We start from the raw sequence: 21,706 nt of genomic DNA, 5'->3' as shown, positions 1-21,706 counted from the left end.
ACTACTCATGACCAAGAATCGCATTGCCAACTGGGCCATGAATAATGGCGCGCTCGTGGGGCTCATCGCCTTATGTATTGCGCTCTTTATCGCCACTCCCTATTTTCTTACCGTCGCCAATCTCCTCAATGTAGGCATCCAAGCCGCCACGGTGGCAATCTTGGCCTTTGGCATGACCTTCGTCATCGTTACCGCAGGCATTGACCTTTCTGTTGGCTCGGTAGCCGCCTTAGGAGCGATGGTATCGGCCTACATGTTCTCCACTGCTGGGCTTCCCGGCTGGCTGACTCTGCTTATAGGTTTATTCGTCGGCGCTCTTGCGGGCGCAATCTGCGGTATGGCCACGGCTTGGGGAAAAATACCGTCATTCATCGCCACTCTGGCCATGATGTCCATCGCCCGCGGCATCACTCTTGTGATTTCACAGGGCTCGCCCATCGAAACCGCCCCCACGGTTAACGCCTTCGGCGGCGACGTATTCGGCTTCCCGGTTCCCATCATCATGATGGTCATCGCTGGCGTTATCTGCTGGTTCATCTTAGAGCGCACCGTCCTCGGCCGTTCGATGTATGCCATTGGCGGAAACCTTGAAGCCGCGCGCCTGTCTGGCCTGCCAGTAAGGCGTATCCAAATCGCAGTATTCGCGCTTTCCGGATTTTTCGCCGCCTGGGCAGGAATGGTTATGGCGGGCCGCCTTGAGTCCGCACAGCCACAAGCCGGAACTGGCTATGAGCTAGATGCTATTGCAGCCGTTGTCATCGGTGGTGCCTCCCTTTCCGGCGGACAAGGCAAAGCGACGGGCACACTCGTTGGCGCCATCCTTTTGGCCGTGATTCGCAATGGCTTGAATCTGCTCAATGTTTCTTCTTTCTGGCAGCAGATTGTCATCGGCTTGGTCATCGCCCTAGCCGTGGGCTTCGACGTATTCCGTAATAAGACCGCGAATTAGGCAGGACACCATGAAGAAACTTTTAGCCTCACTCATCGTCCCAGCACTAGCGTTGGGCCTTGCCTCGTGCAATCGCTCCGAGGAGGACCGAAACCGCATCACCCTTTCCGTATCGACGCAAACTAATCCATTCTTCGTAGAATTACTCCACGGCGCGCAGGATAAGGCCAAAGAGCTGGACGTTCCCCTCGATATCCAAGATGCCTCCGATGACCCGGCTCAACAGGTCAATCAGTTGGGAAATGCGACATCCATGGGCGCAAAAGTGGTGGTCATTAACCCCACCGATTCTGATGCCGTCGCCCCCGCTGTACGCAGCATCAAAAATGATGGTGTGCCAGTCATTGGGGTCGACCGAGACGTCAACGGCGTGGAACTAGATTCCATGGTGGCTTCTGACAATGTGGCCGGTGGCGCCCAAGCGGCGGATAAACTCGCAGAATCTATCGGCGAAGAGGGCGAAATTCTCATCCTGCAAGGAACCGCTGGTACCTCTGCCTCGCGCGAACGAGGCAAGGGGTTTGAGGAAAGGATCGCGCAGTACCCCGGCATCAAGATCGCCGGCAAACAGTCCGCGAATTTCGACCGCACTGAAGGCCTCAACGTAACGACCAATCTGCTGCAGGCGAACCCGAATATCAGCGCCATTTTTGCAGAAAACGATGAGATGGCTTTAGGAGCTGTTGAAGCCCTCGGCTCCAGAGCCGGCAAGGAAGTCAAAATTGTTGCCTTCGATGGCACTTTTGACGGACTCAAAGCCGTAAAAGATGGCAAGCTGGAAGCCACAATCGCCCAGCAGCCTGCCGAGCTTGGCGCCCGCGCAATTGAACAAGCAGCAGCGCTTCTACATGGCGAAAGCGCAGAAAAGAATGTCCCTGTAGAGGTAATTACCGTCACCAAAGACACCGTGGAGGAATTCCAATGAGCAAGCTAACCGTCGTCGGCTCCATCAATGCTGACCTCATCGTCCATGCCGAGCGCCACCCCCACCCCGGCGAAACCCTGCTGGGCTCTGGCGGTGAGATTCTAGCTGGCGGCAAGGGCGCTAACCAAGCGGTCGCCGCCGCACAGTTGGGCGCCAACGTAGCTTTCGTCGGCGCGGTCGGTTCCGATCCCTATGCCGAGCCCGCCATGCACTACATGCACAGCTCCGGCATCGATCTCAGCGCGGTGGAACAGTCCGATACCACTACCGGCTTGGCGGTCATCACGGTCTCCGCCGATGGCGAAAACACCATCGTCATCTCCCCTGGTGCGAACGCTCTTGTCGATGCCCCCTTCGTCACCGCCCGCCAATCCACCATCGCCGATGCGGACGTGGTCCTGCTCCAGGGCGAAATCCCCGCGTCCGGTTTCAAAGCCGCCGTCGATGCCGCCCAAGGACGCGTGGTTGTCAACCTCGCCCCGGTCATCGAGGTAGACCGCGACGCACTCCTGCAAGCCGATCCCCTCATGGCCAACGAGCACGAAGCAGGGCTTATCCTCGAACAATTAGGCCTTTCTTCCACCGGCACCCCGCGCGAGCTCGCCCACCGCCTGGTTTCCGCCGGCTTTAAATCGGTGGTGCTGACCCTCGGGGCCGAAGGCGCCTACGTGGCAACGCCCGAATCCAACACGGACATCCCCACCCCACAGATCACCGCGGTCGATACCACCGGCGCCGGCGATGCCTTTGCCGGAGCATTTTGCACCAAGCTCCTTGAAGGCGCCACGCTTGTCGATGCCGCCACCTTCGCCGCCCGCGTCGGTGCCTTCGCCGCCACCAGCGCCGGCGCCCAACCGTCCTATCCCACGACCTCTTCACAATTGCCAGAGGTCACGCAGAAATAGAACTGTGTTCGGTGGTATCTAGCCGTAGATTGGTTCGGACTCAAATCCGGCAAGAATCCAATGCCACTGCCACACGGGCTTGTGAACGTGCGACGTGAAGTTGGTGCGGCCCTCGTCTGCTTCGATTATTTGCTGCACTACATCAACTAAGTGGTGCTTCACGCAGCTCCCCGAGTACCGCAACACCGTATAGCCTTTCAGTGCAGCGTTATTTCCCTTCCATCGGTCCTTAATGAAGGTCCCTAGGTCTTCAGCCTTGTGGTAGTCGTAACCATCAATCTCTACCGCCACCTTACCCACCACAATGTCCCACAGGTACGGACCGATTTGGTGGTTAACCTGCACCTTTTTACCGCGCTTCTGCAATGCGCGGGTCACCTTTCTCTCCACTTCACTATCGGCACCGATGGCGGCCTTTTTCACCAATTCTTTAACCCTTGCTGGTACCCGAGAGATAGCGCCCCGTTCCTTCTCTAGGGCTTGTTTCCCGCGTCGCGTCTGATAGCGCGCTTCTAGCATCGCCACCGCGTCCGCTTCGCTTACTTCTCCCGCAGCCAAAAGCGGATTCTGCACGGGAACGCCTTCATGGCTAAAGGTCGTTGTCTGACGCGTACGCTGCACTTTTAACCAAGTGGAGTTGGCTAGCGGGTGCTCGTAGGCACAATGCAGCGGAAAGGTCAGTTCCTTCTTGGAATAGAGCTCAACCGCAGATTTCCCCGCGAGCATTATTCCAGGCCATTTTTCATGCACGATGCGAGTAAGCTCGAATGGCGTAGGTTTCCGCCACGTATACAGCCCACGGCGAATTTTAATTATCTTGCCGCTGGCCAGACCGGACCTCAGTTGCCTTTGATTCAACCCCGATACTAAAAGTTCCTTCATCTACTCCCCCTCGGAGCACTTACGCCCCGAGTGGAAGTGTAAGTGAGGCAGCGCGGACTCGCAGGGCCACGTGCCACCGACCTCAGCCCTGAGGCGTCCATAATAACCGCGTTCCTCTAAAAATCAGGCCGAAAAATGAAGAAACGCGGTTGTTTTGAACGCAGCGCCGCCCGATGAACGCCCTAGGAGCCAGGAAACCTACGCAATCATACAAAAATGTCCAAAACAACCGCGTTCTTATAAAAATCGGGCCCAAAATTGGAGAAACGCGGTTGTTTTGGACACGGCGTGCTAGTGACTACTCCCCTAGCAGCTTCGAGCGCAGGTTCTTATCCTTTTGCTCAACCTCGTCCGCCATCTGTTCTTGGTAGGCAACCATCTTGTCTTGCAATGCGGGGTCGCCGGCACTCAAGATGCGGGCGGCTAGCAAGCCAGCATTCTTCGACCCTCCGATGGACACCGTGGCAACGGGTACGCCGCTGGGCATCTGCACGATGGAAAGAAGGGAATCTAGGCCATCGAGATCTTTAAGTGCGCGCGGAATGCCGATGACGGGCAGCGGGGTGGCCGCCGCGACCATACCGGGCAGATGTGCAGCACCGCCGGCGCAAGCAATGATGGTCTTCAGGCCGCGGGAGTGCGCGCCCTTGGCATAGGCCAGCATCTTTTCTGGGGTACGGTGAGCGCTGACCACGCCAACCTCAAAGGGGATGCCGAAGTCCGCGAGGACCTGCGCAGCCGGTTCGACGGTGGGCCAATCCGAGTCTGAGCCCATGATGATTCCTACCTGCGGTTCCATAATGTCCTTTCTAGAATTGGTTAAGCCCAGGTCGCGTGCATGAGAAAGTGCGCAGCTTGGCCAGCAGCATCGCGGGTCTCTTCAAGAGAAGTACCAGCGACATTGACGTGGCCGATCTTACGGCCAGCGCGGTGGTCCTTGCCGTACAGGTGAATCTTGGCGTGTGGGTAGCGTTCCATGACCTCGCGAACACGCTGCGGCATAGGCATCTTGGGGTCTTCATCCGCGCCGAGCACATTAGCCATAACGGTCACCGGAGCCAAGGCATCCACCGCACCCAAAGGTAGATCGAGTACCGCGCGCAAGTGCTGCTCAAATTGCGAGGTCACGCAGCCATTCTGCGTCCAGTGGCCGGTGTTGTGCGGGCGCATGGCCAACTCGTTGATGGAAATCTCTTCGCCGTTCTCACCGGCAAACGCGAAAAGCTCTACGGCTAGAACTCCAGTCACGCCAAGGGATTCAGCGATGGACAGGCCTAGGGCGGCGGCGCGTTCGGCTAGCTCGGGTGCGAGGTTGGGAGCTGGCGCGATGGCCTCGGCGCAGATGCCGTTTGCTTGGCGGGACTGGGTAATGGGCCAGACCTTGGCCTCGCCGGAGGGACGCCGCGCCACCAAAATGGATAGCTCGCGGGTCAGGTCCACCTTCTCTTCGGCCATGAGCGGCGTGCCGGCCTCTAATAGCTCGGCGACGAGCTCATCAAGATCCGCATCCGAAGGAAACCACACGCCCTTGCCGTCATAGCCACCGCGGCGGGCCTTGAGGCAAACGCGCCCGTCTACGGCATCGAAAAAAGCGCGGGCATCGGCGACTGATTCGATGGCGCTAAACCGCGGGACGGGCGCCCCCAGAGCGGAAAGATTTTCGCGCATGTCCAGCTTGTCCTGGGCATAGCGCAGGGCGCTGGGCTGGGGCTGGACGTTGAAGGAGGCATCGATAAGCGCGGCGGAATGCTCATTGGGCACATGCTCATGCTCAAAGGTAACCGCATCCGCGCCGCGGGCTGCCGCGAGCAGATCCTCGTACTTGTGGTAATCGCCCACCACGATGTCCGGGGTAACCTGCGCGGTCGAAGAATCCGGGCTACCAGCAAGAATCCGCAGATGAATATCGAGTTCAGCGGCGGCAGGCTGCATCATGCGCGCCAGCTGACCATCGCCACAGACAGTTACAATAGGTTTTGAGACACTCACGCCCACAATATTAGCTTGGATACCATGTTTACCCGTCATTCGATCTTCCAGAACTCCCTCATGAGCGCCCTCCTTGATGGCATCTATGACGGCGAGATGACCATTTCTGAACTGCTAGGAAAGGGCAATTTTGGCATCGGTACCTTTAACGGCCTCGATGGTGAAATGATCATTCTGGACGGGACCTGCTACCAACTGCGCGGCGATGGCTCCGCGCGGGTAGCGGACTTGGACCAGCAGACTCCTTATGCCGTGGCCACTAACTTTGTGCCTCGCATTCTTGTCGATGCCCCACGGGGCCTGCGCCGCAACGAGCTTTCCGCCTTCATCGACGAGGTGGAGCCTTCCGCCAACTACATGTACGCCGTCCGCATCACGGGCAGGTTTTCTGAAGTCTCAACGCGCACCGTGGTTAAACAAACCAAGCCCTATCCCCCAATGACCAAGGCGGTCGGCGGCGATAAAGAGATGCTCTTTAGCGATGTCGAAGGCGTCATCGGCGGCTTCCGCACTCCCGTATACGAGCGCGGGATTTCGGTGCCCGGCTGCCACGTGCACTTTATCGACGCCGCGCGTAAGTCTGGCGGACACGTGCTGGATTACACCGTGGATGAAGCGAAAATCGAGCTCTGCCCCGGTTCCGATCTAGAACTGCGCCTGCCGCTGACCCAAGAATTCGGCCGCGCAAACCTCGCGCCGGAGGATCTTGATAAGCAATTGCACTCCACCGAGGTTAAAACCAGGGGCGATCATTAATAATCTCCGCCACCTGCTTTGACTTGGCTACGGTGGGAAAATACATGGCTCTGTCCCAGCCGTTGAGCGCAATGGAAATACCGCCGCGGCGCTTGCGGGCGCCGCGAATATCTTCCAGCGGGATCGAATCGATGTGGCGTCCTTCCCGCACGATGACGCGGCGGTTGGTCACGATGAACCGCTTGCGGCGGGCCTTATATAAAGGAATAAGGAAGCGCCACGTGCTCAGCCCAGCCCACAAAACGACGAGTCCATTGCGCAGTATTGGTTCTACCCCCTCGGCATCGCACCAGCCGATGGCAATCCACAGCACGCCCGTAATGAGGATGAGCTCCAAGAATGGGAAAACGAGCGCGCGAAACGGCGCGGACACGTCCGCGCGCTTAACCTCGCCTTGGCCCATCTTCATCAATCCCATAGCCATGGATAGTACCAGTGCGAGGCCGTGCTGCTCAGTCCACGCGGACTCCGCAGCACCTGCCGCGCGATGCCTATCGAGCGGCGTCTATCGTGCCGGACGCAGATGCGTCACGTCGCCGGCGGAGTAGTACTCGCCCGCGACATTAATGCGGCCGTCATCGCCGATGCCCTCGACGCGGCCGATGACATCGCCAGTCGGGGTCTCCAACCGCACCTCTTGGTCAATGGATGAGCACACCGCGCGGTAATCCTGCATCAGCTGCGGATCCTGGTTCTCCCACTGCGTAATGCGCCGGCGCAGGTTTTTCAGCACGGTAATGGCCAGCTCGGTGCGGTCGGTATCGCGGCCTTCAAGCGCCAGCGAGGTCGCCTTTTCAATGGGCAATTCCTCGCGGGTGAGCGTGACATTAATGCCCATGCCTACGACCACGCGCGCGGAGGGCGCCTGCCCGCCGACGGCCTTATTTACCTCGGCTTTATTGACTTCAGCTTTATTCATCTCGGCCTTGTTCAACTCAGTCTTATTGAGTTCTGCCTTATTGATCTCGGTCTTCGGTGCGGACTTGAAGGCTTGGCCCACGGGACCGGCCTCGGCAAGGATGCCGCAGAGTTTATTGCCATCGATATGCACGTCATTCGGCCACTTCAGCACGGAGCCCTCGATGGAATCGGTCATGGCCAGGCCGGCAGCCAGCGGAAGCGTGCCCAAGTAATCGAGGGAATCGGGCAAGAGCAGCACGGAAAAGATCACTTGGGAGCCAGCCGGTGCCGTCCACGCCCGGCCGAGGCGGCCCTTGCCGGATAGCTGCTCATCGGCAAGCAGCACGGTGCCATCGGCTACATTGGTGGCCTGCATCAGATCGGTATTGGTGGAACCGGTCTGATCCACAAAATCGATGGTGGTGAAGTCCTCTGCCAGGGCGGTGCGGATGCGGTGCTTATCAAGTGCAGTCATAGATTCCAAGATACCGCCCGCCGGTGGTGCTAGTGTGTTGCGCATGGCAAAGGTCACTTTTGAAAAGGTAAATATCACCTACCCCGGCGCGGCGGCGCCCACCGTGAAGGAATTGGACCTAGAAATCGCGGACGGCGAGTTCCTCGTTTTGGTGGGTCCGTCTGGCTGCGGCAAGTCCACTACGCTGCGTGCGCTGGCGGGCCTTGAACCAATTTCTAGTGGCCGGATCTCCATCGATGATGCGGATGTCACGGGCCTCGAGCCGGGCGATCGCGATATCGCCATGGTCTTTCAGAATTACGCGCTCTACCCGCACCTTTCGGTGGAAGAAAACATGGGCTTTTCGCTCAAACTAGCCAAGCTCCCGAAGGCTGAAATCAAGCAAAAGGTCCAGGATGCCGCGGAGATGCTGGGCTTGAGCGAATTCCTCAAGCGCAAGCCCAAGGACCTATCGGGCGGTCAGCGCCAGCGCGTGGCCATGGGCCGTGCCATTGTGCGCAATCCTAAGGCCTTCCTCATGGATGAGCCGCTATCTAACCTGGATGCAAAGCTTCGCGTGCAAACCCGTACGGAACTTGCGAGCCTGCAGCAGCGGCTTGGGACCACCACGGTCTATGTCACCCACGACCAGGTCGAGGCGATGACGCTGGGGCATCGGGTAGCGGTGCTCAAAGATGGCGTATTGCAGCAGGTTGCCCCGCCGCGCGAGCTTTATGCGGAGCCAGCCAACGAGTTCGTGGCTGGCTTTATCGGATCGCCTGCGATGAATATCTTTGACCACAACGGCGAGCGCCTGGGCGTGCGCCCGGAAAACATGCACCTCAATGAGGGTGCTGAGGGCCTGCGCGGCGTGGTCGACCTGGTTGAAGAATTGGGTTCCGAATCCTTCGTTTACGCCACGGTGGGTGGCGAGCGTTTCGTTGCGCGCTGCGAAGGCACCCCGCCGCAGCGCGGCGAGGAGGTTGTATTGACCTTTGATGAAAGCGCCGCACACCGCTTCGATCCAGAAACCGGGCAGCGCATCACCACCTAAAGCACCCCCGTATAGAGGTGAATAATCAAAATCTATTCAGCGCGCGGTGTTTGTAAATTATTTTTAAGGAACACCCAAGCTTTCTGAAAGGTGAATCCCCCATGAAGAAGTACTTCATTCGCACCACAGTCGCCACCACGGCGGTACTGGCCCTTGCCGGCTGCTCCACGTCTGACGATGGTGCAGATAACGCGGATGGCTCCGCATCCGGTTCCGGTTCCGGCGCTGACTCCCACGGCCCCATCACCTTTGCCATGGGCAAAAACGACACGGATAAGATCACTCCCATCATCGATAAGTGGAATGAAGAAAATCCGGATGAAAAGGTCACGCTCAAGGAGCTCGCGGGCGAGGCCGATGCCCAGCGCGAGACCCTGGTGCAGTCCCTCCAGGCTGGCAATGATGACTACGATGTCATGGCCCTCGATGTGGTCTGGACTGCGGAATTCGCCGCCAACCAGTGGCTCCAGCCGCTCAACGGTGACTTCGAGACCGATACTTCGGAGCTCTTGCCCGCCACCGTGGAATCGGCCACCTACAATGACGTACTGTATGCGCTCCCGCAAAACACCAATGGCCAGCTCCTCTTCCGCAATACTGAGCTCACGGACGCTACCCCGGAGAAATTCGCTGACCTCGAATCCGCCTGCAAGGCCCTGGAAGATGGCAAGAAGTGCCTGACCACCCAGCTCAAGCAGTACGAGGGCTTGGCTCTGAACACCGCCGGCTTCATGGAGGGCTGGGGCGGCTCGGTGCTTGACGATGACGGCAATGCCACCGTCGACTCCAAGGAAGCCCAGGAAGGCCTGCAGGCCATGGTGGATGCGTATGAAGACGGAATCATTTCCAAGGATTCCACCGCCGCCACCGAGGAAGAGACCAACATGGCCTTCACCGAGGGCAAGACCGCCTTCGCAGTAAACTGGCCCTACATGTACACCAACGCGGTCGATGCCGGCATCGACGTTGAGGTCCAGGCACCGCTGGGCAAGGACGGCGTTGGCGTATCCACCTTGGGCGGCTACAACAACGGCATCAATATCAATTCCAAGAACAAGGGCACCGCCCTGGACTTCATGAACTTCATCATCAATGAGGAAAACCAGAAGTCCTTTGCTGAGCAGTCCTTCCCGCCGGTTCTTTCCTCCATCTACGATGACCCGCAGCTGCAGGAGGAATTCCCCTACCTGCCAGCGCTGAAGGAATCCCTGGAAAACGCCGCACCGCGCCCAGTATCGCCGTTCTACTCCGCCATCTCTAAGGCCATTCAGGACAACGCTTATGCAGCGCTGACCGATGGCAAGTCCGTCGAGGATGCCACCTCCGATATGAAGGCGGCTATCGACTCTGCTTCGCAGGGTTAAAGATACGCTCCTTGCCCCTCGTATCCCACGAGCAGGGAGCATGCATAAAACTGAGAAATACATAGCGAACCGCTAGTGCACAAATGGGTGAGGAAGGCGCATACGCCATAGCCTCACCCTTTGTGGTTTTCCCACCCTAGTTGGGGATAGAATCTAGCGCACCAGAAATTATCTGAACCAGAAAGGCGAATAACCATGGTCACCACTTCGCCGACGCAACAGACGCACCCATCATCGAAGAAACCCAAGCGCACCCCTAGCTCCAGCAGGTTTGCCAATTTCGGGCGGCCCGCCGCGCTGATCGCCCCGGCGCTCATCGTGCTGGGCATCATCATCGGCTACCCCATCGTGCGCGCGGTCATCCTGTCTTTCCAGGGAAACCGGCAGCTTAACCCACAAACGGGCATCTTTGAAGAAGGCGGTTTCGCCGGCCTAGACAATTACCTGTACTGGATCAATAACCGCTGTGTTTCCGGTGCGGGTGAAATCACGACGTGCCCGCCCGGTGTTATCGCCACCGACTTCTGGCCCGCCGTAAAAATCACGCTGTTTTTCACCGTGGTCACCGTCGCCCTGGAGACCATCCTCGGCATGTTCATGGCCATCATCATGAACGGCGAATACCGCGGCCGTGGCTTAGTGCGCGCCGCCGTGCTCATCCCCTGGGCCATTCCTACCGCCGTGACGGCCAAGCTATGGCAGTTCATGTTCGCCCCGGAGGGCATAGTCAATTCCTTGCTTGGTACGAATATCGCCTGGACCACGGACCCGTTTTATGCGCGCTTTGCCGTCATCATCGCAGACGTGTGGAAGACCGCGCCGTTTATGGCGCTGCTCATCCTGGCTGGCCTGCAGATGATCCCCAAGGACGTCTACGATGCCGCCCGCGTCGATGGCGCCAACCGCATCCAAACCTTCTTCCGCATCACCCTGCCGCTGGTGCGACCAGCCCTGATGGTGGCCGTGCTCTTCCGCACCCTGGATGCGCTGCGTATGTATGACCTTCCCGTCATCATGATTTCGAGCTCGTCTAACTCCCCTACCGCCACCATTTCCCAGCTGGTGGTGGAAGATATGCGCCAAGGTAACTTCAATTCCGCCTCGGCGCTGTCCACCCTTATCTTCTTGCTCATCTTCTTCGTCGCCTTCATCCTCATCCGCTTCCTCGGCGCGGATGTCTCCGGTAGAAAGGGTGCAAAATAATGCGTAAATTCGGACACTACGCGGGCATTATCTTCATCATGTTCTGGGGCCTTGCCCCCTTTTATTGGATGGTGGTCACCGCCCTGCGCAGCCAGGAATTCACCTTTGATACCACGCCCTGGCCAACGCATATCACGCTCGATAATTTCCGCGATGCCCTCGCGACGGATAAGGGCAATGATTTCCTCGGCGCGCTGGGCAATTCGCTGTTCATCTCGCTCGCAACCACCGCGGTAGCCGTCTTGGTCGGCGTATTTACCGCGTATGCGCTCTCCCGCTATGACTTTCCCGGCAAGGGTATTGTCACCGGCATCATCCTGGCAGCCTCCATGTTCCCCGCCATCGCGCTGGTTACCCCACTCTTCCAGCTCTTTGGCCGCCTAGAGTGGATCGGCACCTACCGCGCGATGATCATCCCGAATATCTCCTTCGCCCTGCCCCTGACTGTCTATACCCTGCTCAGCTTCTTCCGGCAGCTGCCGTGGGAGCTCGAGGAGGCCGCCCGCGTGGATGGCGCGTCGCGCGCCCAGGCCTTCCGGCTCATCCTCCTGCCGCTGGCCGCCCCGGCGCTCTTTACCACCGCGATCATTGCCTTTATCACCACGTGGAATGAATTCATGTTGGCCAAACAGCTGTCCACGACGGGCACCGAGCCGGTCACGGTGGCCATCGCCCGTTTCTCTGGCCCCTCGGCCTTCGAGTACCCTTATGCCGCAACCATGGCGGCTGGTGCATTGGTGACCATTCCGCTTATCATCATGGTGCTCATTTTCCAGCACCGCATCGTCGCCGGGCTTACCGCAGGAGGTGTCAAGGCCTAATGCGCCGGTCCCTGCTGTGGGATTCGCTCCTCGGATTCCTCGGCTTCTTCGCGTGCCTTGCGGTTATCCAAGCCGTAGTGAACCTATTTGAAGACTCTCCCGCCGTATGGCCCGGCCTAGTGGCCGGCGCGCTGTGCGCACTGACCTACCTTGCCTGGCGGGCAAAAAGAAAGGATCTGCAATGAGCTGGTACCACAACGCCGTCTTCTATCAAGCCCTCGTGGGCTCCTTTAAGGACTCCGGCAATAACGAGGCCGAGAATAAGGGCGTCGGTACGCTGCGCGGGGTCATCGACAAGCTGGATTACCTCCAGTGGTTGGGCGTGGACTGCCTCTGGCTCTCGCCGTTTTATGCCTCGCCGCTGCGCGATGACGGCTACGATATCGCCGATTATTATTCCATCCACCCCGATTACGGCACGATGGCGGATTTCGAGGAACTGGTTGAGGAACTGCACCGCCGCGATATGCGCATCATGACGGACCTGGCGCTCAACCACACCAGCTCCGATCACCCGTGGTTCCAGGCCTCGCGCTCCGACCCGGATGGCCCATTTGGGGATTTCTACGTCTGGGGCGATGACCCCGAGCGCTACCCCGAAATCCGCGTCATCTTCACGGACGTTGAGACCTCCAACTGGACCTGGGACGAGGAGCGCCAGCAGTACTATTTCCACCGCTTCTACTCCCACCAGCCGGATCTCAATTACGATAACCCAGACGTGCAGGACGAGGTCTTTAATATCTTGTCCTTCTGGATGGACAAGGGCCTCGATGGCCTGCGCCTCGATGCCATCGCGTACCTCTTCGAGCGCGATGAGCTCGGCGGCGAGTCCCTGCCGGAAACGGTGGAGTTCGTGGAAAAGATTCGCGCCTTTATGGATACCCACTATCCCGAGGCCGTCCTCATTGCGGAGGCCAACCAGCCGCCCAAGGAGACCATGGAGTACTACGGCTCCGGCAATCGCTTCCACATGGTCTTCAACTTCCCGGTCATGCCGCGGCTGTACCAGGCGCTCGCGCTTGGCGATGCCACCCCCGTCTACGACATCCTCGACCAGCTACCGCCGCTGCCCGAGGGGTGCCAGTGGGGTACCTTCCTGCGCAACCACGACGAGTTGACCTTGGAGATGGTCGATGATGACGTCCGCGAGCTGATGTATCAGACCTACCTGCCAGAAGAAGGGATGCGGGCGCATGTGGGCATCGCTAGGCGGCTCATGCCGCTCATGGGCGGGGACCGCCGGAAGGTGGAGCTGATGTTTTCGCTGCTGATGACCCTGCCTGGTGCGCCATTTATTTATTATGGCGATGAAATTGGCATGCTCGATGACACCTCTTTGCCGGATCGCTATGCCGTTCGCACCCCTATGCAGTGGGACGATAGCGAAACCGCGGGCTTTAGCGCCCGCACCCCAGCGCGGCTGCCTATTGTCGGCGGCACGTCCGTGGAATCGCAGCTCAACGATGCCACTTCTCTGCTGCACAGCGTGCGCACCATGATCACGGAGCGCCACGCGCACCCCGAGCTGGGAACGGCACCCTGCGAGCCTGTGGAAACCGGTAAGGAAAACGTGCTCGGTTACCAGCGCGGCAACCTGTTGTGCCTGCACAATTTCAGCGACCGCTCCGTTGACCTAGGCCCCGTCGAGCTCGGGCCTTATGGGTACGCGTGGTTGCCGGCTTAACTTTGTGCATCCTCCACTGCGATAACTGAGCAAACCCGACCCTCAGATATCGCAAATCTTCCTCAAAAGTTGCAGGGGACCCTGCACTTTGGAATGTGCACTTTGGAGGATGCACTTCTACAAAGCGGGCAGTGCGCGACACGGGCAGTGCCCGCGGTCCTGCCACACAAAGAGCCCAGCTCCACACCCCCATTCACAGGGCGCGGCTGGGCTCATTTCCTGAAGAATTAACTCCAGTCCGGGGCGTCTTCTAAGCGCAGCTCGGAATAGCGGGACTCTGGAACGGTGGCCGAGTATGGTTTGCCCACCGTTTCCCATACTTGATCTTGATTGCAGCGCACATCCTGGCCGTCTGTATCCAGCATGGTAAAGCCCCATACCAACTTGCCTTGGGAATTAGCGGGCAGGGTATAGGGACCAACTACCTGGTTAATCTTCCAGTGCTGTTCGCTGACGTAGTTGAAGCCGTAGGTCTTGGTCAGGATCTTGGCCAGATCGCCTTCACCGCGCACGGAGCCAGACACTTGAACGGTTTCCGTTCGCGCTTTGGATACGGTGTGTTTAACCGGCAGCGGCTCAGCGTTGTGGTTTGCCACGCTGGCAGCATCGGTTTGCTTGAACCAGCGGCGCTTCGCGGTGACATAGGTGGAGTTCTCCCCCGGCGTTGCGCAATGCGTGCCGGGCTTAAAGTCATCGTTCCAGCGCTGGGGCAGCTCAAAGTCTCCGCCGAAGTCAGAGGCGTGGGCGACGGGGACGGCCACCAGGCTCAGCGCTGCGATCGCACTAGCGATGGACTTCGCCTTCACGGTTTAACCCCAATCGTTGTTATCGCGGGTGGAGACCGCGACGTGGCGTTCCTTGGGCAGGGTTGCGGTAAAGGTATCGCCGTTGGCCTGCCAGGTGTGGTCGGAACCGCACACGGTCTTTTGGCCCTCAAAATCAGAAACTACCCATCCGGCCTTCAGCACAGCGGTCTTGCCCGGCGCGATATCGTATGGGCCGATCTGCTCGCCAACCTCATAGGACTGGCTCGAGGTGTAGCTGGAGGAGAAAGTGAAGTTGATCAGATCCAGCAGCTTGAAGTCCACACCAGCAGAAACGTTCCACTCCTTGGTCTTGGTTTCCTTGATGGAACGGGTCACTGGAAGCGGCTCGTCGTTGTAGTTAGAGATGGTCCAGGTACCGGCGGAGCCGTCGAAATAGGTGCGCTTGATGTCAACGGTTTGGCCGGTATCGCCGGGGTTGGCGCAGCGCTCGCCAATGGTAGTGGGGTTTGCTGGGCCCAGGTCGCGCTGTGGCAATGCGTTAGCGGCTGGGGCAGCGAATACGCCGGTGGCAACGGCCAAAGCCGCGGTGGTGGACGCAATCTTGGACATGCGCATGAGGTGTGCTCCTAAAAGGTAGTTAGTAGATGGTTTGGGTGGGTACGGGCAGATCGCGGTATTCGTCAGGGGTGACGTCTACGGTGCGGGTGCTGCCGTCTTTGGAGGTGATGGTGGCCTCGGCCCAGAAACCGCTCGGGGCGGTGGTCTGCTTATAGTCTGAGGTGAGGTCGTACTTGCCGGATTTTCCGCAGTGCACCTCGCGGTAGTTGATGCGGGTCATGGTGGTGCCGTACTCCACGCGCACGCGTTCCCCGGGCTCAAGGTGTACGTGCTTGAGCTCGGTACCAACCGGCATATAGGCGCGCTTGACGGCACCGACGGATTCGAGCCAGCCCTGTGGGATATCGCCCCTATTGCCCCGCCAATTGGTATACGGATCGTGCTGGGCACCGACGACGAAGTCGGTCACTGGCGCAAATTCATAGTCCCCGTGCGACCAGTTGAGGAAGTCGGTGGAATAACCGGGCTTGCGGAAGGTGGGCTGCACTGCGGTGATATCCAGCGGGTACCAGGACTTATCTTTGGCCTCGCAGGTATCGCCTTCCTTGGGCCAGGCGGGATCGCGTTGGGGTTCGGCGGCCGGCTGCACGATCTCGTCTTTGTCTGGGTCAGCAATCTTTTCCAAGCTGGGACCGGAGACCGCGGTGTAGTTTCCTTCGATGGGCTTGGAATTCGTGCTGCCGGAGCGGGAAGGAATTTCCATGGCCAAATCCGATACGGAGCCATCGGCCTTGATGATATAAGCAAAGGCATAGCGCTCTGCTGGGCCTTTACCGCGGATGACATTGGCGCCTGGGATGTTTTCGAGGCGGTCATCATTGCAGCCGACGAACATGGAAATAAAGTCCTTTTCCACCACGCCGTACTCCACGCGGAAGGATTCGCCCGGCTTGAGCTTGACGGGGCCAAAGGTTTCCTTGTCCCGCCAGCCATTGGCCAGTTTTAGGCCGATATCGGATTTAGCGGTGGTATCCCAGCCAGAGGGCAGCTTAGCCTTGGAATTGGCATCAATCTCGTGGTTGGTGCCGGTTTCTACCTCTGCGGTATACGGCACTTCCTGGTCGGTGCTGTTTTTAAATTGCAGGGTGCCATCGCTTAAATAGCGACGCCCGGTCTCGGCAAAACGCCATTCGCGCTCGGCGTTATCGCCGGCGGCACTGCAGCTTTTGTAGAGATTGGTAATGGGATATGCCTGTGGCATTGGAGGAATATCGCGCGCCTGTGCCGCCGGCGCAATCAGCGCGGCGATGGCAAGCGGGGCGATAAATCGCAGTCCCTTTGAAATCACCTGAAGACCATCCTTGTGGTTGTGAAATATACAAGAAATTATTCGTGAAGACGCAGCTAATATTAAGCCCGCTGTTATAAGTCCTCAACAGCTACAGATTCTTTCGCCCATGCCCTCTCCCCCTCCTTGCGGTGGGAAAATGCCGTCTTACCGGTAAGAAATGCCAGAGATTTCACCGCTCACCCCCATCCCCCAATAAAGGGGATCTAATGCTTCCTAATGGCCCAGCCCCACCGATGCCGCGCCCATACCGCGCCGGCGCCGACCCTGTAGCGGTGGACAAGTTCCGCATCTTTAGCCTTCCACTAGTAAACTCAACGCCTATGACTGACCTGAAGACCACCGCTGGCAAGATTGAGGACCTGGATAACAAGCTCACCGAGTCCCGCGCGCCGCTGGGGGAAGGCGAGCCAGCCGCCCGCACCCGCGTGAATCAGCTGCTCGATGAGGGTTCCTTTGTAGAAACCGATGCACTGGCCCGCCACCGCTCCACCGACTTTGGCCGCGAACACGATCGCCCGTACACCGATGGCATCGTCACCGGTTACGGCACCATCGACGGGCGCCGCGTGTGCATCTTCAGCCAAGATGCCACCGTCTTTGACGGCACGATGGGTGAGGTTTATGCGGAAAAGCTCACCAAAGTCTATGACCTTGCGCTGAAAACCGGGGTGCCCATCGTTGGCATCTATGATTCCACCGGCCCGCGCGTGCAAGAGGGCATCGTCACGCTGGCCGGCTACGCCCGCATCCTCGCCCGCGCAACCGAGGCTTCCGGCCTTATTCCACAGATCTCCGTGGTGGCCGGGGATACAAGCGGCATTGCGGCTTTTGCGCCCACGCTTGCCGATGTCCTCATTGTCACCCACGGCACCAGCCTGCACCAGGCAGCCGGCGAGGTGGCCGACGCGGAACCGGAAACCTTTGGTGGTGCCGCAGTCCACGCGCAGTCCGGTACCGCGCAGCTCAGCGCCCCGAGCGAGCAGGCAGCCCTCGCGCTAGTTCGCGACGTACTGGCTTACCTGCCGGCCAATAACCGCGCCGAGGCAACGCGCATCGATACGCGCGAGGTCGCCGAGTTCGATCTGGATTCCGTTATTCCGGATTCAGCAGCGGATGCTTATGACATGCGCGAGGTGGTCAACGCGGTCGTCGATAAGGGCTCCTTCTTTGAGCTTTCGGCCGAGGCTGCGCCCAATATCATTACCGGCTTTGCCTTCGTGGATGGCCGCGCCGTGGGCATCGTTGCCAACCAACCGCTTTCACTTGGCGGCGCGTTGGATTCTGCCGCGGCGGAAAAGGCGGCGCGCTTTGTGCGCCTGTGCGATGCCTTTAATACCCCAATCATCGAGTTCGTGGACTCGCCCGGTTTCGTTGCCACCCCGGCGGAAGAAAAGGCCGGTCTCCTGCGCCGGGCGGCGGGGTTTGCGTATGCGCAGGCGGAGGCGAGCGTCGGCAAGCTTACGGTGGTCACCCGCAAGGCCATTGGCCCGGCCTACGCGTTTATGGGGTCCAAGGATCTGGGCGCGGATTTGGTCTATGCCTGGCCGACCGCGGAAATCTCCGTCGCCGAGGCGGCCGAGACCTCGCTGGCCATCTACGGCGATAAGGACAAGCAGGAAGAAATGGACGAGCTCTTCTTGCACCCCTACGCCGCCGCCGAGCGCGGCCTGGCCGATAATGTCATCGAGCCTTCCGCCACCCGCCACTACCTGGTTGAAGGCCTGCGCCTGCTAGAGCGCAAGGTCGTGGCCCAGGTACCCAAGAAGCACGGAACTGTTTAGGAAAAAATGTCTGAAACCGAAATCAAAGTCCTGAAGGGAAACCCCACGGAAGAAGAGCGCGCCGCGCTATCGACGGTGCTCAAGCAGATGAAAAAGGACCACTCCGGTGCCTTTGGGGATCGCAACCACTGGGGCAGGCCCGGTGAGCGCTTCGACCACTACGGCGCGCAGCGCGTTTTTAATCCATCTGCCTTCCACACCGTGCGGTATTACTAATGCGCCTCATTTTGGCCTCGCAGTCGCCCTCGCGCGCCGCCATCCTGCGCGGGGCCGGGGTGGAACCGGTGCTCGAGCCCGCCGATATTGACGAGCGCGCCCTAGAAGCCCAGTTGGCGGGGCACTCGCCTGCCGATACCGTGGCAAAGCTTGCCACCGCCAAAGCCGAGAAGGTTGCTTCCCGGTACCCCGACGAGCCGGTCATCGGCGGCGATTCCATGCTGCTATTGGATGGCCAACTGCAGGGCAAACCGCACACCGTCGACGCCACCATCGAGCGTTGGCACCACCAGGCAGGCCGCACCTCGCAGCTGCTTACCGGCCATTGCCTGATTTTTGGCGCGCAGCGCCACGTGGAAACCTCCACCACTACCATCCGCTTCGCAGAGGCTTCTGCCACCGATATTGAGGCCTACGCCCGCACCGGCGAGCCTTTAGAATGCGCGGGCGCGTTTACCTTGGAGGCCATGGGTGGCTGGTTTATCGATAGTATCGACGGCGATCCCTCCTCTGTCATTGGGCTGTCCCTACCGGTGGTGCGCCGCGCGCTCTACTCTTTTGGGCTCAGCGTTTCTGATTTCTGGTAGGCCCGCACGAGCATCGCTAGAGTGTGTCTTATGGAAATGAAAGACATGCTTGCCCCAGAACCTATTAAGTTGCCCGCCGATCCCGGCGCTAAGGACGCGGCCGCGCCTGCGGCCGGCATCGTAGACCACCCAGATTCCCCGTTGCTATGGGCCATGCTCGCGGAGCAGGAGCTCGCCAAGCTCGAGGGCGCGGACCCCAACGAGTACATCACCGCTTATGCCTATGCCCGCACCGGCTACCACCGCAGCTTGGACCGCCTGCGCGGCAACGGCTGGAAGGGCTGGGGCCCAGTCCCCTTCTCCCACGAGCCCAACCAGGGTGTCCTGCGCGCCATTGCCGCCCTCGGACGCGCCGCCAAGGCCATCGGCGAGGACAATGAGTACGACCGCATCCGCCAGATGCTTTCCGATGCCGACCCCGATAGCGTTGCCCAGCTGCTCGACTAAGCCCACACTGCGGCTTATTAGGCCAATATAAAAAGCACATTCTCCCTGTTCAATCCCAGAGGAGAATGTGCTTTTCTTGTAGCTTATGCCTAGTTCAGCCGGTGCAGGATTTCGCGGGTATATTGCGTCGTCCGGATATTTGCGACTGCGAACTCTAAAAAGAGCCTCAAGCCAATGAGCTCGCCAAAGCAGATAAGCGTAACCAAGATGGCGGTGATAATCCCGAACGGACCAAAGAAAACGAATCCTAAAAGTAGGCCCAACAACCACGTGCAGCCAAGGATGATCATGCCGATGACATAAATCGCCGAAGCATAGCCTACGGTGATGAATTTATCGAAGCTGAAGTCCAACAGTCCGGAGAAGAAGCCATCGGTTGGCGTCTTCGTGCGCGGAGCCTGTGGCGGGAACTGCCCGCTGTTATTCGGATACGCAGTAAATCCTGGCTGCTGTCCATTCGGCGCGTTCCACGCCTGCTGTCCCTGCCAAGAATTGGTCTGTTCTGGATAGGAATGCGGCGGCTGCGCGGGCCCCGGTTGCGCTGGACCCGGTTGCTGCGAGTACTCGGGGTGCTGATAAGCCGCCTGTTCCTGGCCCGATTGCGGGTGCTGCTCTTGGCTGCTTTGCGAGCCTTGTTCCTGGCCAGCCTGCGGGGTGCCATGGGAACCGAAAGCTCGCGCGTCATTGTCCGCAAAAGCACCGAAATCCTCGGTAGTGTCATTGCGCGGACCCTCAGAGAAATCACGGGCAACGAAGCCCTTCGAGAATTCCTCGTTGTCGTTGGTGGAGTTGTCGCTATGATCAGCCATAATCGCAGCCCATATTCCTAGGTCTAGGGAGAAAACAGAACGATCTGACTATAGACCTTTTCAGCGCCTGGCGCGGTGTAAACATGATTAAAATTCGCTGCCCCGATTAATCTTCGAGAGCTGCTGGGTGCGCGCCTTAAGTAATGCGGCAGGAAAACTTGTAGAATCGCGGCTCCAAGTAAAAGCACTATTATGTTCAATGCTTTCCCGCCCCCACTTGACTGTTTTATTGTATGGAATACCACACTACGGCCTCCCAAGTGATCAATTTGGCATTCATCGGGTTAGAGTGGTGGGAGCGAATCATCCCGTTTTATTAGAAAGGCAGGCGGGCAGTGGCAGAAGTAGACCCCTATCCCCCATTCCAGCAATATGCGCACCCAGAGCGGCTTGTCTCCGCTCCGTGGCTGTCTGCGCGCCTGGGCGTTAAAGGGCTGCGCGTCATCGAGGTCGATGAAGACTCCCTTTTGTACGATATCGGGCACATTCCCACGGCCACGCGGATTAATTTCCGCACCGAGCTGTTGAGCTCGCTGACGCGCGACTTTATCAACGGCGAGGAATTTACCCGCCTGATGCGGGAAAAGGGCATCCACGAAGACGATACCGTTGTTTTGTATGGCGATAAGTCCAATTGGTGGGCGGCCTATGCGCTGTGGGTATTTACCCTCTTTGGACACAAGGATGTTCGCCTTCTCGATGGCGGGCGCGATGCGTGGATGTCGGAGGAGCGCGATACCTCCTTCATGGTCCCGGAATTCCCCGAGTCCGAATATCCAGAGGTAACCCGGGACGATTCCGTCCTGCGCGCCTTTGTTTCCGATGTCCGCGAGGCAACTGGTTCCCTGGTTGATACCCGCCCGCCGGAGGAATTCGCGGGTGAGGCGACGGAGTTCGACCCGAATGGAAACTCGCCGTATGGCACGACCATGTGCCACGGCCACATTCCGGGTGCGATCAACTTGGAATGGGACCGCGCAACGTACCCCAACTCCTGTTTCCGCAACGTCGATGACCTCAAGGTCAACTACGGCATGCTGGAGCCGGATACCCCCACCATCTTGTATTCCCACGTGGGCGCGCAGGCCGCGTTTACGTGGTTCGTACTGACCTACCTTTTGGGCTTTAAAAAGGCGCAGGTCTACGATGGATCATGGTCTGAGTGGGGCAACATGGTCAATATGCCGATTGAAAAGTAGATTTTCGTCCGGTCATTAATTACCCACATCGTGACGATGTGGGTTTATTTTTGTTTAAACGTAACAATTATTGCCAAACGGACGAATTAATATTTTGGTGTG

24 protein-coding genes are annotated in these 21,706 nt (G+C 58.9%); 15 read left to right on the top strand and 9 right to left on the bottom strand.

The annotated features are described in order from the left end of the window. Positions 1-7: 7 nt before the first annotated feature. The 3 genes from EL217_RS02810 to EL217_RS02800 are packed head-to-tail and all read left to right on the top strand — an operon-like array spanning position 8 to position 2,779. Positions 8-949, top strand: coding sequence for an ABC transporter permease (locus tag EL217_RS02810; protein ID WP_126318446.1), 942 nt, complete (start codon positions 8-10; stop codon positions 947-949). 10 nt (positions 950-959) lie between these two features. After that, the gene (locus tag EL217_RS02805) at positions 960-1,874 is read left to right on the top strand and encodes a substrate-binding domain-containing protein (RefSeq protein ID WP_126318444.1); all 915 of its coding nucleotides are present in this window, start codon (positions 960-962) and stop codon (positions 1,872-1,874) included. Then, a complete protein-coding gene (locus tag EL217_RS02800) occupies positions 1,871-2,779 on the top strand; it encodes a ribokinase (RefSeq protein ID WP_126318442.1) in 909 nt (302 codons plus the stop codon). Before EL217_RS02805 ends, EL217_RS02800 begins: the two co-directional genes overlap by 4 nt. 18 nt (positions 2,780-2,797) lie before the next feature. Here the strand turns inward: EL217_RS02800 and EL217_RS02795 are convergent, their stop codons facing one another. The 3 genes from EL217_RS02795 to EL217_RS02785 all read right to left on the bottom strand — a co-directional run bounded on the left by EL217_RS02795 (position 2,798) and on the right by EL217_RS02785 (position 5,689). Continuing rightward, the gene (locus EL217_RS02795; protein ID WP_126318440.1) at positions 2,798-3,661 is read right to left on the bottom strand and encodes an endonuclease domain-containing protein; all 864 of its coding nucleotides are present in this window, start codon (positions 3,659-3,661) and stop codon (positions 2,798-2,800) included. 298 nt (positions 3,662-3,959) lie between these two features. Beyond that, complete coding sequence (gene purE / locus EL217_RS02790) at positions 3,960-4,460, bottom strand: 5-(carboxyamino)imidazole ribonucleotide mutase (protein WP_005277415.1); 501 nt, start codon at positions 4,458-4,460, stop codon at positions 3,960-3,962. Positions 4,461-4,480: 20 nt separating this feature from the next. Further along, positions 4,481-5,689, bottom strand: coding sequence for a 5-(carboxyamino)imidazole ribonucleotide synthase (locus EL217_RS02785; RefSeq protein WP_126318438.1), 1,209 nt, complete (start codon positions 5,687-5,689; stop codon positions 4,481-4,483). Here EL217_RS02785 and budA point away from each other — a divergent pair. After that, a complete protein-coding gene (gene budA / locus EL217_RS02780; RefSeq protein WP_023016860.1) occupies positions 5,675-6,406 on the top strand; it encodes an acetolactate decarboxylase in 732 nt (243 codons plus the stop codon). The genes EL217_RS02785 and budA overlap by 15 nt on opposite strands. Here budA and EL217_RS02775 read toward each other — a convergent pair. Then, entirely contained in the window at positions 6,384-6,824 is a 441-nt protein-coding gene (locus EL217_RS02775) for a membrane protein (RefSeq protein WP_034653800.1), read from the bottom strand. The two genes, budA and EL217_RS02775, sit on opposite strands and share 23 nt — an antisense overlap. A gap of 87 nt (positions 6,825-6,911) precedes the next feature. Then, complete coding sequence (locus tag EL217_RS02770) at positions 6,912-7,781, bottom strand: biotin--[acetyl-CoA-carboxylase] ligase (protein ID WP_126318436.1); 870 nt, start codon at positions 7,779-7,781, stop codon at positions 6,912-6,914. 43 nt (positions 7,782-7,824) lie between these two features. Here EL217_RS02770 and EL217_RS02765 point away from each other — a divergent pair, with 43 nt between their 5' ends. From EL217_RS02765 to treS, 6 genes are all read left to right on the top strand, one after another. After that, complete coding sequence (locus tag EL217_RS02765; protein ID WP_126318434.1) at positions 7,825-8,814, top strand: ABC transporter ATP-binding protein; 990 nt, start codon at positions 7,825-7,827, stop codon at positions 8,812-8,814. A 101-nt stretch (positions 8,815-8,915) separates the two neighbouring features. Beyond that, the gene (locus EL217_RS02760; RefSeq protein WP_126318432.1) at positions 8,916-10,178 is read left to right on the top strand and encodes an ABC transporter substrate-binding protein; all 1,263 of its coding nucleotides are present in this window, start codon (positions 8,916-8,918) and stop codon (positions 10,176-10,178) included. Between the two features lie 195 nt (positions 10,179-10,373). After that, on the top strand, positions 10,374-11,381 hold the full coding sequence (locus EL217_RS02755) for a carbohydrate ABC transporter permease (RefSeq protein ID WP_126318430.1): 1,008 nt from the start codon (positions 10,374-10,376) through the stop codon (positions 11,379-11,381). Next, positions 11,381-12,202 carry a carbohydrate ABC transporter permease gene (locus tag EL217_RS02750; protein ID WP_023016855.1) on the top strand — a complete coding sequence of 274 codons (822 nt, stop codon included), beginning with the start codon at positions 11,381-11,383 and terminating at the stop codon, positions 12,200-12,202. The genes EL217_RS02755 and EL217_RS02750 overlap by 1 nt, the downstream gene beginning before the upstream one ends. Beyond that, positions 12,202-12,387, top strand: a complete 186-nt coding sequence (locus tag EL217_RS02745; RefSeq protein ID WP_023028381.1) for a hypothetical protein — start codon at positions 12,202-12,204, stop codon at positions 12,385-12,387. The genes EL217_RS02750 and EL217_RS02745 overlap by 1 nt, the downstream gene beginning before the upstream one ends. Then, positions 12,384-13,889 (top strand): maltose alpha-D-glucosyltransferase, encoded by a 1,506-nt coding sequence (gene treS, locus EL217_RS02740; RefSeq protein ID WP_126318428.1) that lies wholly within the window; start codon positions 12,384-12,386, stop codon positions 13,887-13,889. The genes EL217_RS02745 and treS overlap by 4 nt, the downstream gene beginning before the upstream one ends. A gap of 227 nt (positions 13,890-14,116) precedes the next feature. Here the strand turns inward: treS and EL217_RS02735 are convergent, their stop codons facing one another. From EL217_RS02735 to EL217_RS02725, 3 genes are read right to left on the bottom strand one after another with little or no spacing between them, the layout of a single operon-like run. Continuing rightward, entirely contained in the window at positions 14,117-14,695 is a 579-nt protein-coding gene (locus EL217_RS02735; RefSeq protein WP_005277394.1) for a hypothetical protein, read from the bottom strand. 3 nt (positions 14,696-14,698) lie between these two features. Then, positions 14,699-15,271, bottom strand: a complete 573-nt coding sequence (locus EL217_RS02730; RefSeq protein WP_005277392.1) for a hypothetical protein — start codon at positions 15,269-15,271, stop codon at positions 14,699-14,701. Positions 15,272-15,293: 22 nt separating this feature from the next. Then, positions 15,294-16,562 (bottom strand): hypothetical protein, encoded by a 1,269-nt coding sequence (locus EL217_RS02725; protein WP_126318426.1) that lies wholly within the window; start codon positions 16,560-16,562, stop codon positions 15,294-15,296. Positions 16,563-16,885: 323 nt separating this feature from the next. Between EL217_RS02725 and EL217_RS02720 the strand changes: the two genes are divergently transcribed. From EL217_RS02720 to EL217_RS02705, 4 genes are read left to right on the top strand one after another with little or no spacing between them, the layout of a single operon-like run. Further along, positions 16,886-18,346 (top strand): acyl-CoA carboxylase subunit beta, encoded by a 1,461-nt coding sequence (locus EL217_RS02720; protein ID WP_126318424.1) that lies wholly within the window; start codon positions 16,886-16,888, stop codon positions 18,344-18,346. A gap of 6 nt (positions 18,347-18,352) precedes the next feature. After that, positions 18,353-18,562: an acyl-CoA carboxylase subunit epsilon gene (locus EL217_RS02715; protein ID WP_005281605.1), complete on the top strand. Its 210-nt coding sequence runs from the start codon at positions 18,353-18,355 to the stop codon at positions 18,560-18,562. Continuing rightward, a complete protein-coding gene (locus tag EL217_RS02710) occupies positions 18,562-19,149 on the top strand; it encodes a Maf family protein (RefSeq protein ID WP_126318422.1) in 588 nt (195 codons plus the stop codon). The genes EL217_RS02715 and EL217_RS02710 overlap by 1 nt, the downstream gene beginning before the upstream one ends. Before the next feature lie 30 nt (positions 19,150-19,179). Then, on the top strand, positions 19,180-19,596 hold the full coding sequence (locus EL217_RS02705; RefSeq protein WP_126318420.1) for a DUF3151 domain-containing protein: 417 nt from the start codon (positions 19,180-19,182) through the stop codon (positions 19,594-19,596). 89 nt (positions 19,597-19,685) lie between these two features. Here EL217_RS02705 and EL217_RS02700 read toward each other — a convergent pair whose 3' ends face one another. After that, on the bottom strand, positions 19,686-20,405 hold the full coding sequence (locus EL217_RS02700; RefSeq protein WP_126318418.1) for a DUF4282 domain-containing protein: 720 nt from the start codon (positions 20,403-20,405) through the stop codon (positions 19,686-19,688). 335 nt (positions 20,406-20,740) lie between these two features. Between EL217_RS02700 and EL217_RS02695 the strand changes: the two genes are divergently transcribed. Beyond that, positions 20,741-21,604: a sulfurtransferase gene (locus EL217_RS02695; RefSeq protein ID WP_126318417.1), complete on the top strand. Its 864-nt coding sequence runs from the start codon at positions 20,741-20,743 to the stop codon at positions 21,602-21,604. The last annotated feature ends 102 nt before the right edge of the window (positions 21,605-21,706 follow it).

Origin of the sequence: Corynebacterium segmentosum, assembly GCF_900637825.1 — a bacterium.
Classification (GTDB): Bacteria; Actinomycetota; Actinomycetes; order Mycobacteriales; family Mycobacteriaceae; genus Corynebacterium; species Corynebacterium accolens.
Note: the sequence above shows the minus strand (reverse complement) of the source record. Positions and strands in the feature narration are given on the sequence as shown.

Coding starts and splice junctions, on each gene's coding strand:
- EL217_RS02810 (WP_126318446.1), top strand. CDS start 8: ATGACCAAGAATCGCATTGCCAACTGGGCCATGAATAATGGCGCGCTC.
- EL217_RS02805 (WP_126318444.1), top strand. CDS start 960: ATGAAGAAACTTTTAGCCTCACTCATCGTCCCAGCACTAGCGTTGGGC.
- EL217_RS02800 (WP_126318442.1), top strand. CDS start 1,871: ATGAGCAAGCTAACCGTCGTCGGCTCCATCAATGCTGACCTCATCGTC.
- EL217_RS02795 (WP_126318440.1), bottom strand. CDS start 3,661: ATGAAGGAACTTTTAGTATCGGGGTTGAATCAAAGGCAACTGAGGTCC.
- purE (WP_005277415.1), bottom strand. CDS start 4,460: ATGGAACCGCAGGTAGGAATCATCATGGGCTCAGACTCGGATTGGCCC.
- budA (WP_023016860.1), top strand. CDS start 5,675: ATGTTTACCCGTCATTCGATCTTCCAGAACTCCCTCATGAGCGCCCTC.
- EL217_RS02785 (WP_126318438.1), bottom strand. CDS start 5,689: ATGACGGGTAAACATGGTATCCAAGCTAATATTGTGGGCGTGAGTGTC.
- EL217_RS02775 (WP_034653800.1), bottom strand. CDS start 6,824: ATGGGATTGATGAAGATGGGCCAAGGCGAGGTTAAGCGCGCGGACGTG.
- EL217_RS02770 (WP_126318436.1), bottom strand. CDS start 7,781: ATGACTGCACTTGATAAGCACCGCATCCGCACCGCCCTGGCAGAGGAC.
- EL217_RS02765 (WP_126318434.1), top strand. CDS start 7,825: ATGGCAAAGGTCACTTTTGAAAAGGTAAATATCACCTACCCCGGCGCG.
- EL217_RS02760 (WP_126318432.1), top strand. CDS start 8,916: ATGAAGAAGTACTTCATTCGCACCACAGTCGCCACCACGGCGGTACTG.
- EL217_RS02755 (WP_126318430.1), top strand. CDS start 10,374: ATGGTCACCACTTCGCCGACGCAACAGACGCACCCATCATCGAAGAAA.
- EL217_RS02750 (WP_023016855.1), top strand. CDS start 11,381: ATGCGTAAATTCGGACACTACGCGGGCATTATCTTCATCATGTTCTGG.
- EL217_RS02745 (WP_023028381.1), top strand. CDS start 12,202: ATGCGCCGGTCCCTGCTGTGGGATTCGCTCCTCGGATTCCTCGGCTTC.
- treS (WP_126318428.1), top strand. CDS start 12,384: ATGAGCTGGTACCACAACGCCGTCTTCTATCAAGCCCTCGTGGGCTCC.
- EL217_RS02730 (WP_005277392.1), bottom strand. CDS start 15,271: ATGCGCATGTCCAAGATTGCGTCCACCACCGCGGCTTTGGCCGTTGCC.
- EL217_RS02720 (WP_126318424.1), top strand. CDS start 16,886: ATGACTGACCTGAAGACCACCGCTGGCAAGATTGAGGACCTGGATAAC.
- EL217_RS02715 (WP_005281605.1), top strand. CDS start 18,353: ATGTCTGAAACCGAAATCAAAGTCCTGAAGGGAAACCCCACGGAAGAA.
- EL217_RS02710 (WP_126318422.1), top strand. CDS start 18,562: ATGCGCCTCATTTTGGCCTCGCAGTCGCCCTCGCGCGCCGCCATCCTG.
- EL217_RS02705 (WP_126318420.1), top strand. CDS start 19,180: ATGGAAATGAAAGACATGCTTGCCCCAGAACCTATTAAGTTGCCCGCC.
- EL217_RS02700 (WP_126318418.1), bottom strand. CDS start 20,405: ATGGCTGATCATAGCGACAACTCCACCAACGACAACGAGGAATTCTCG.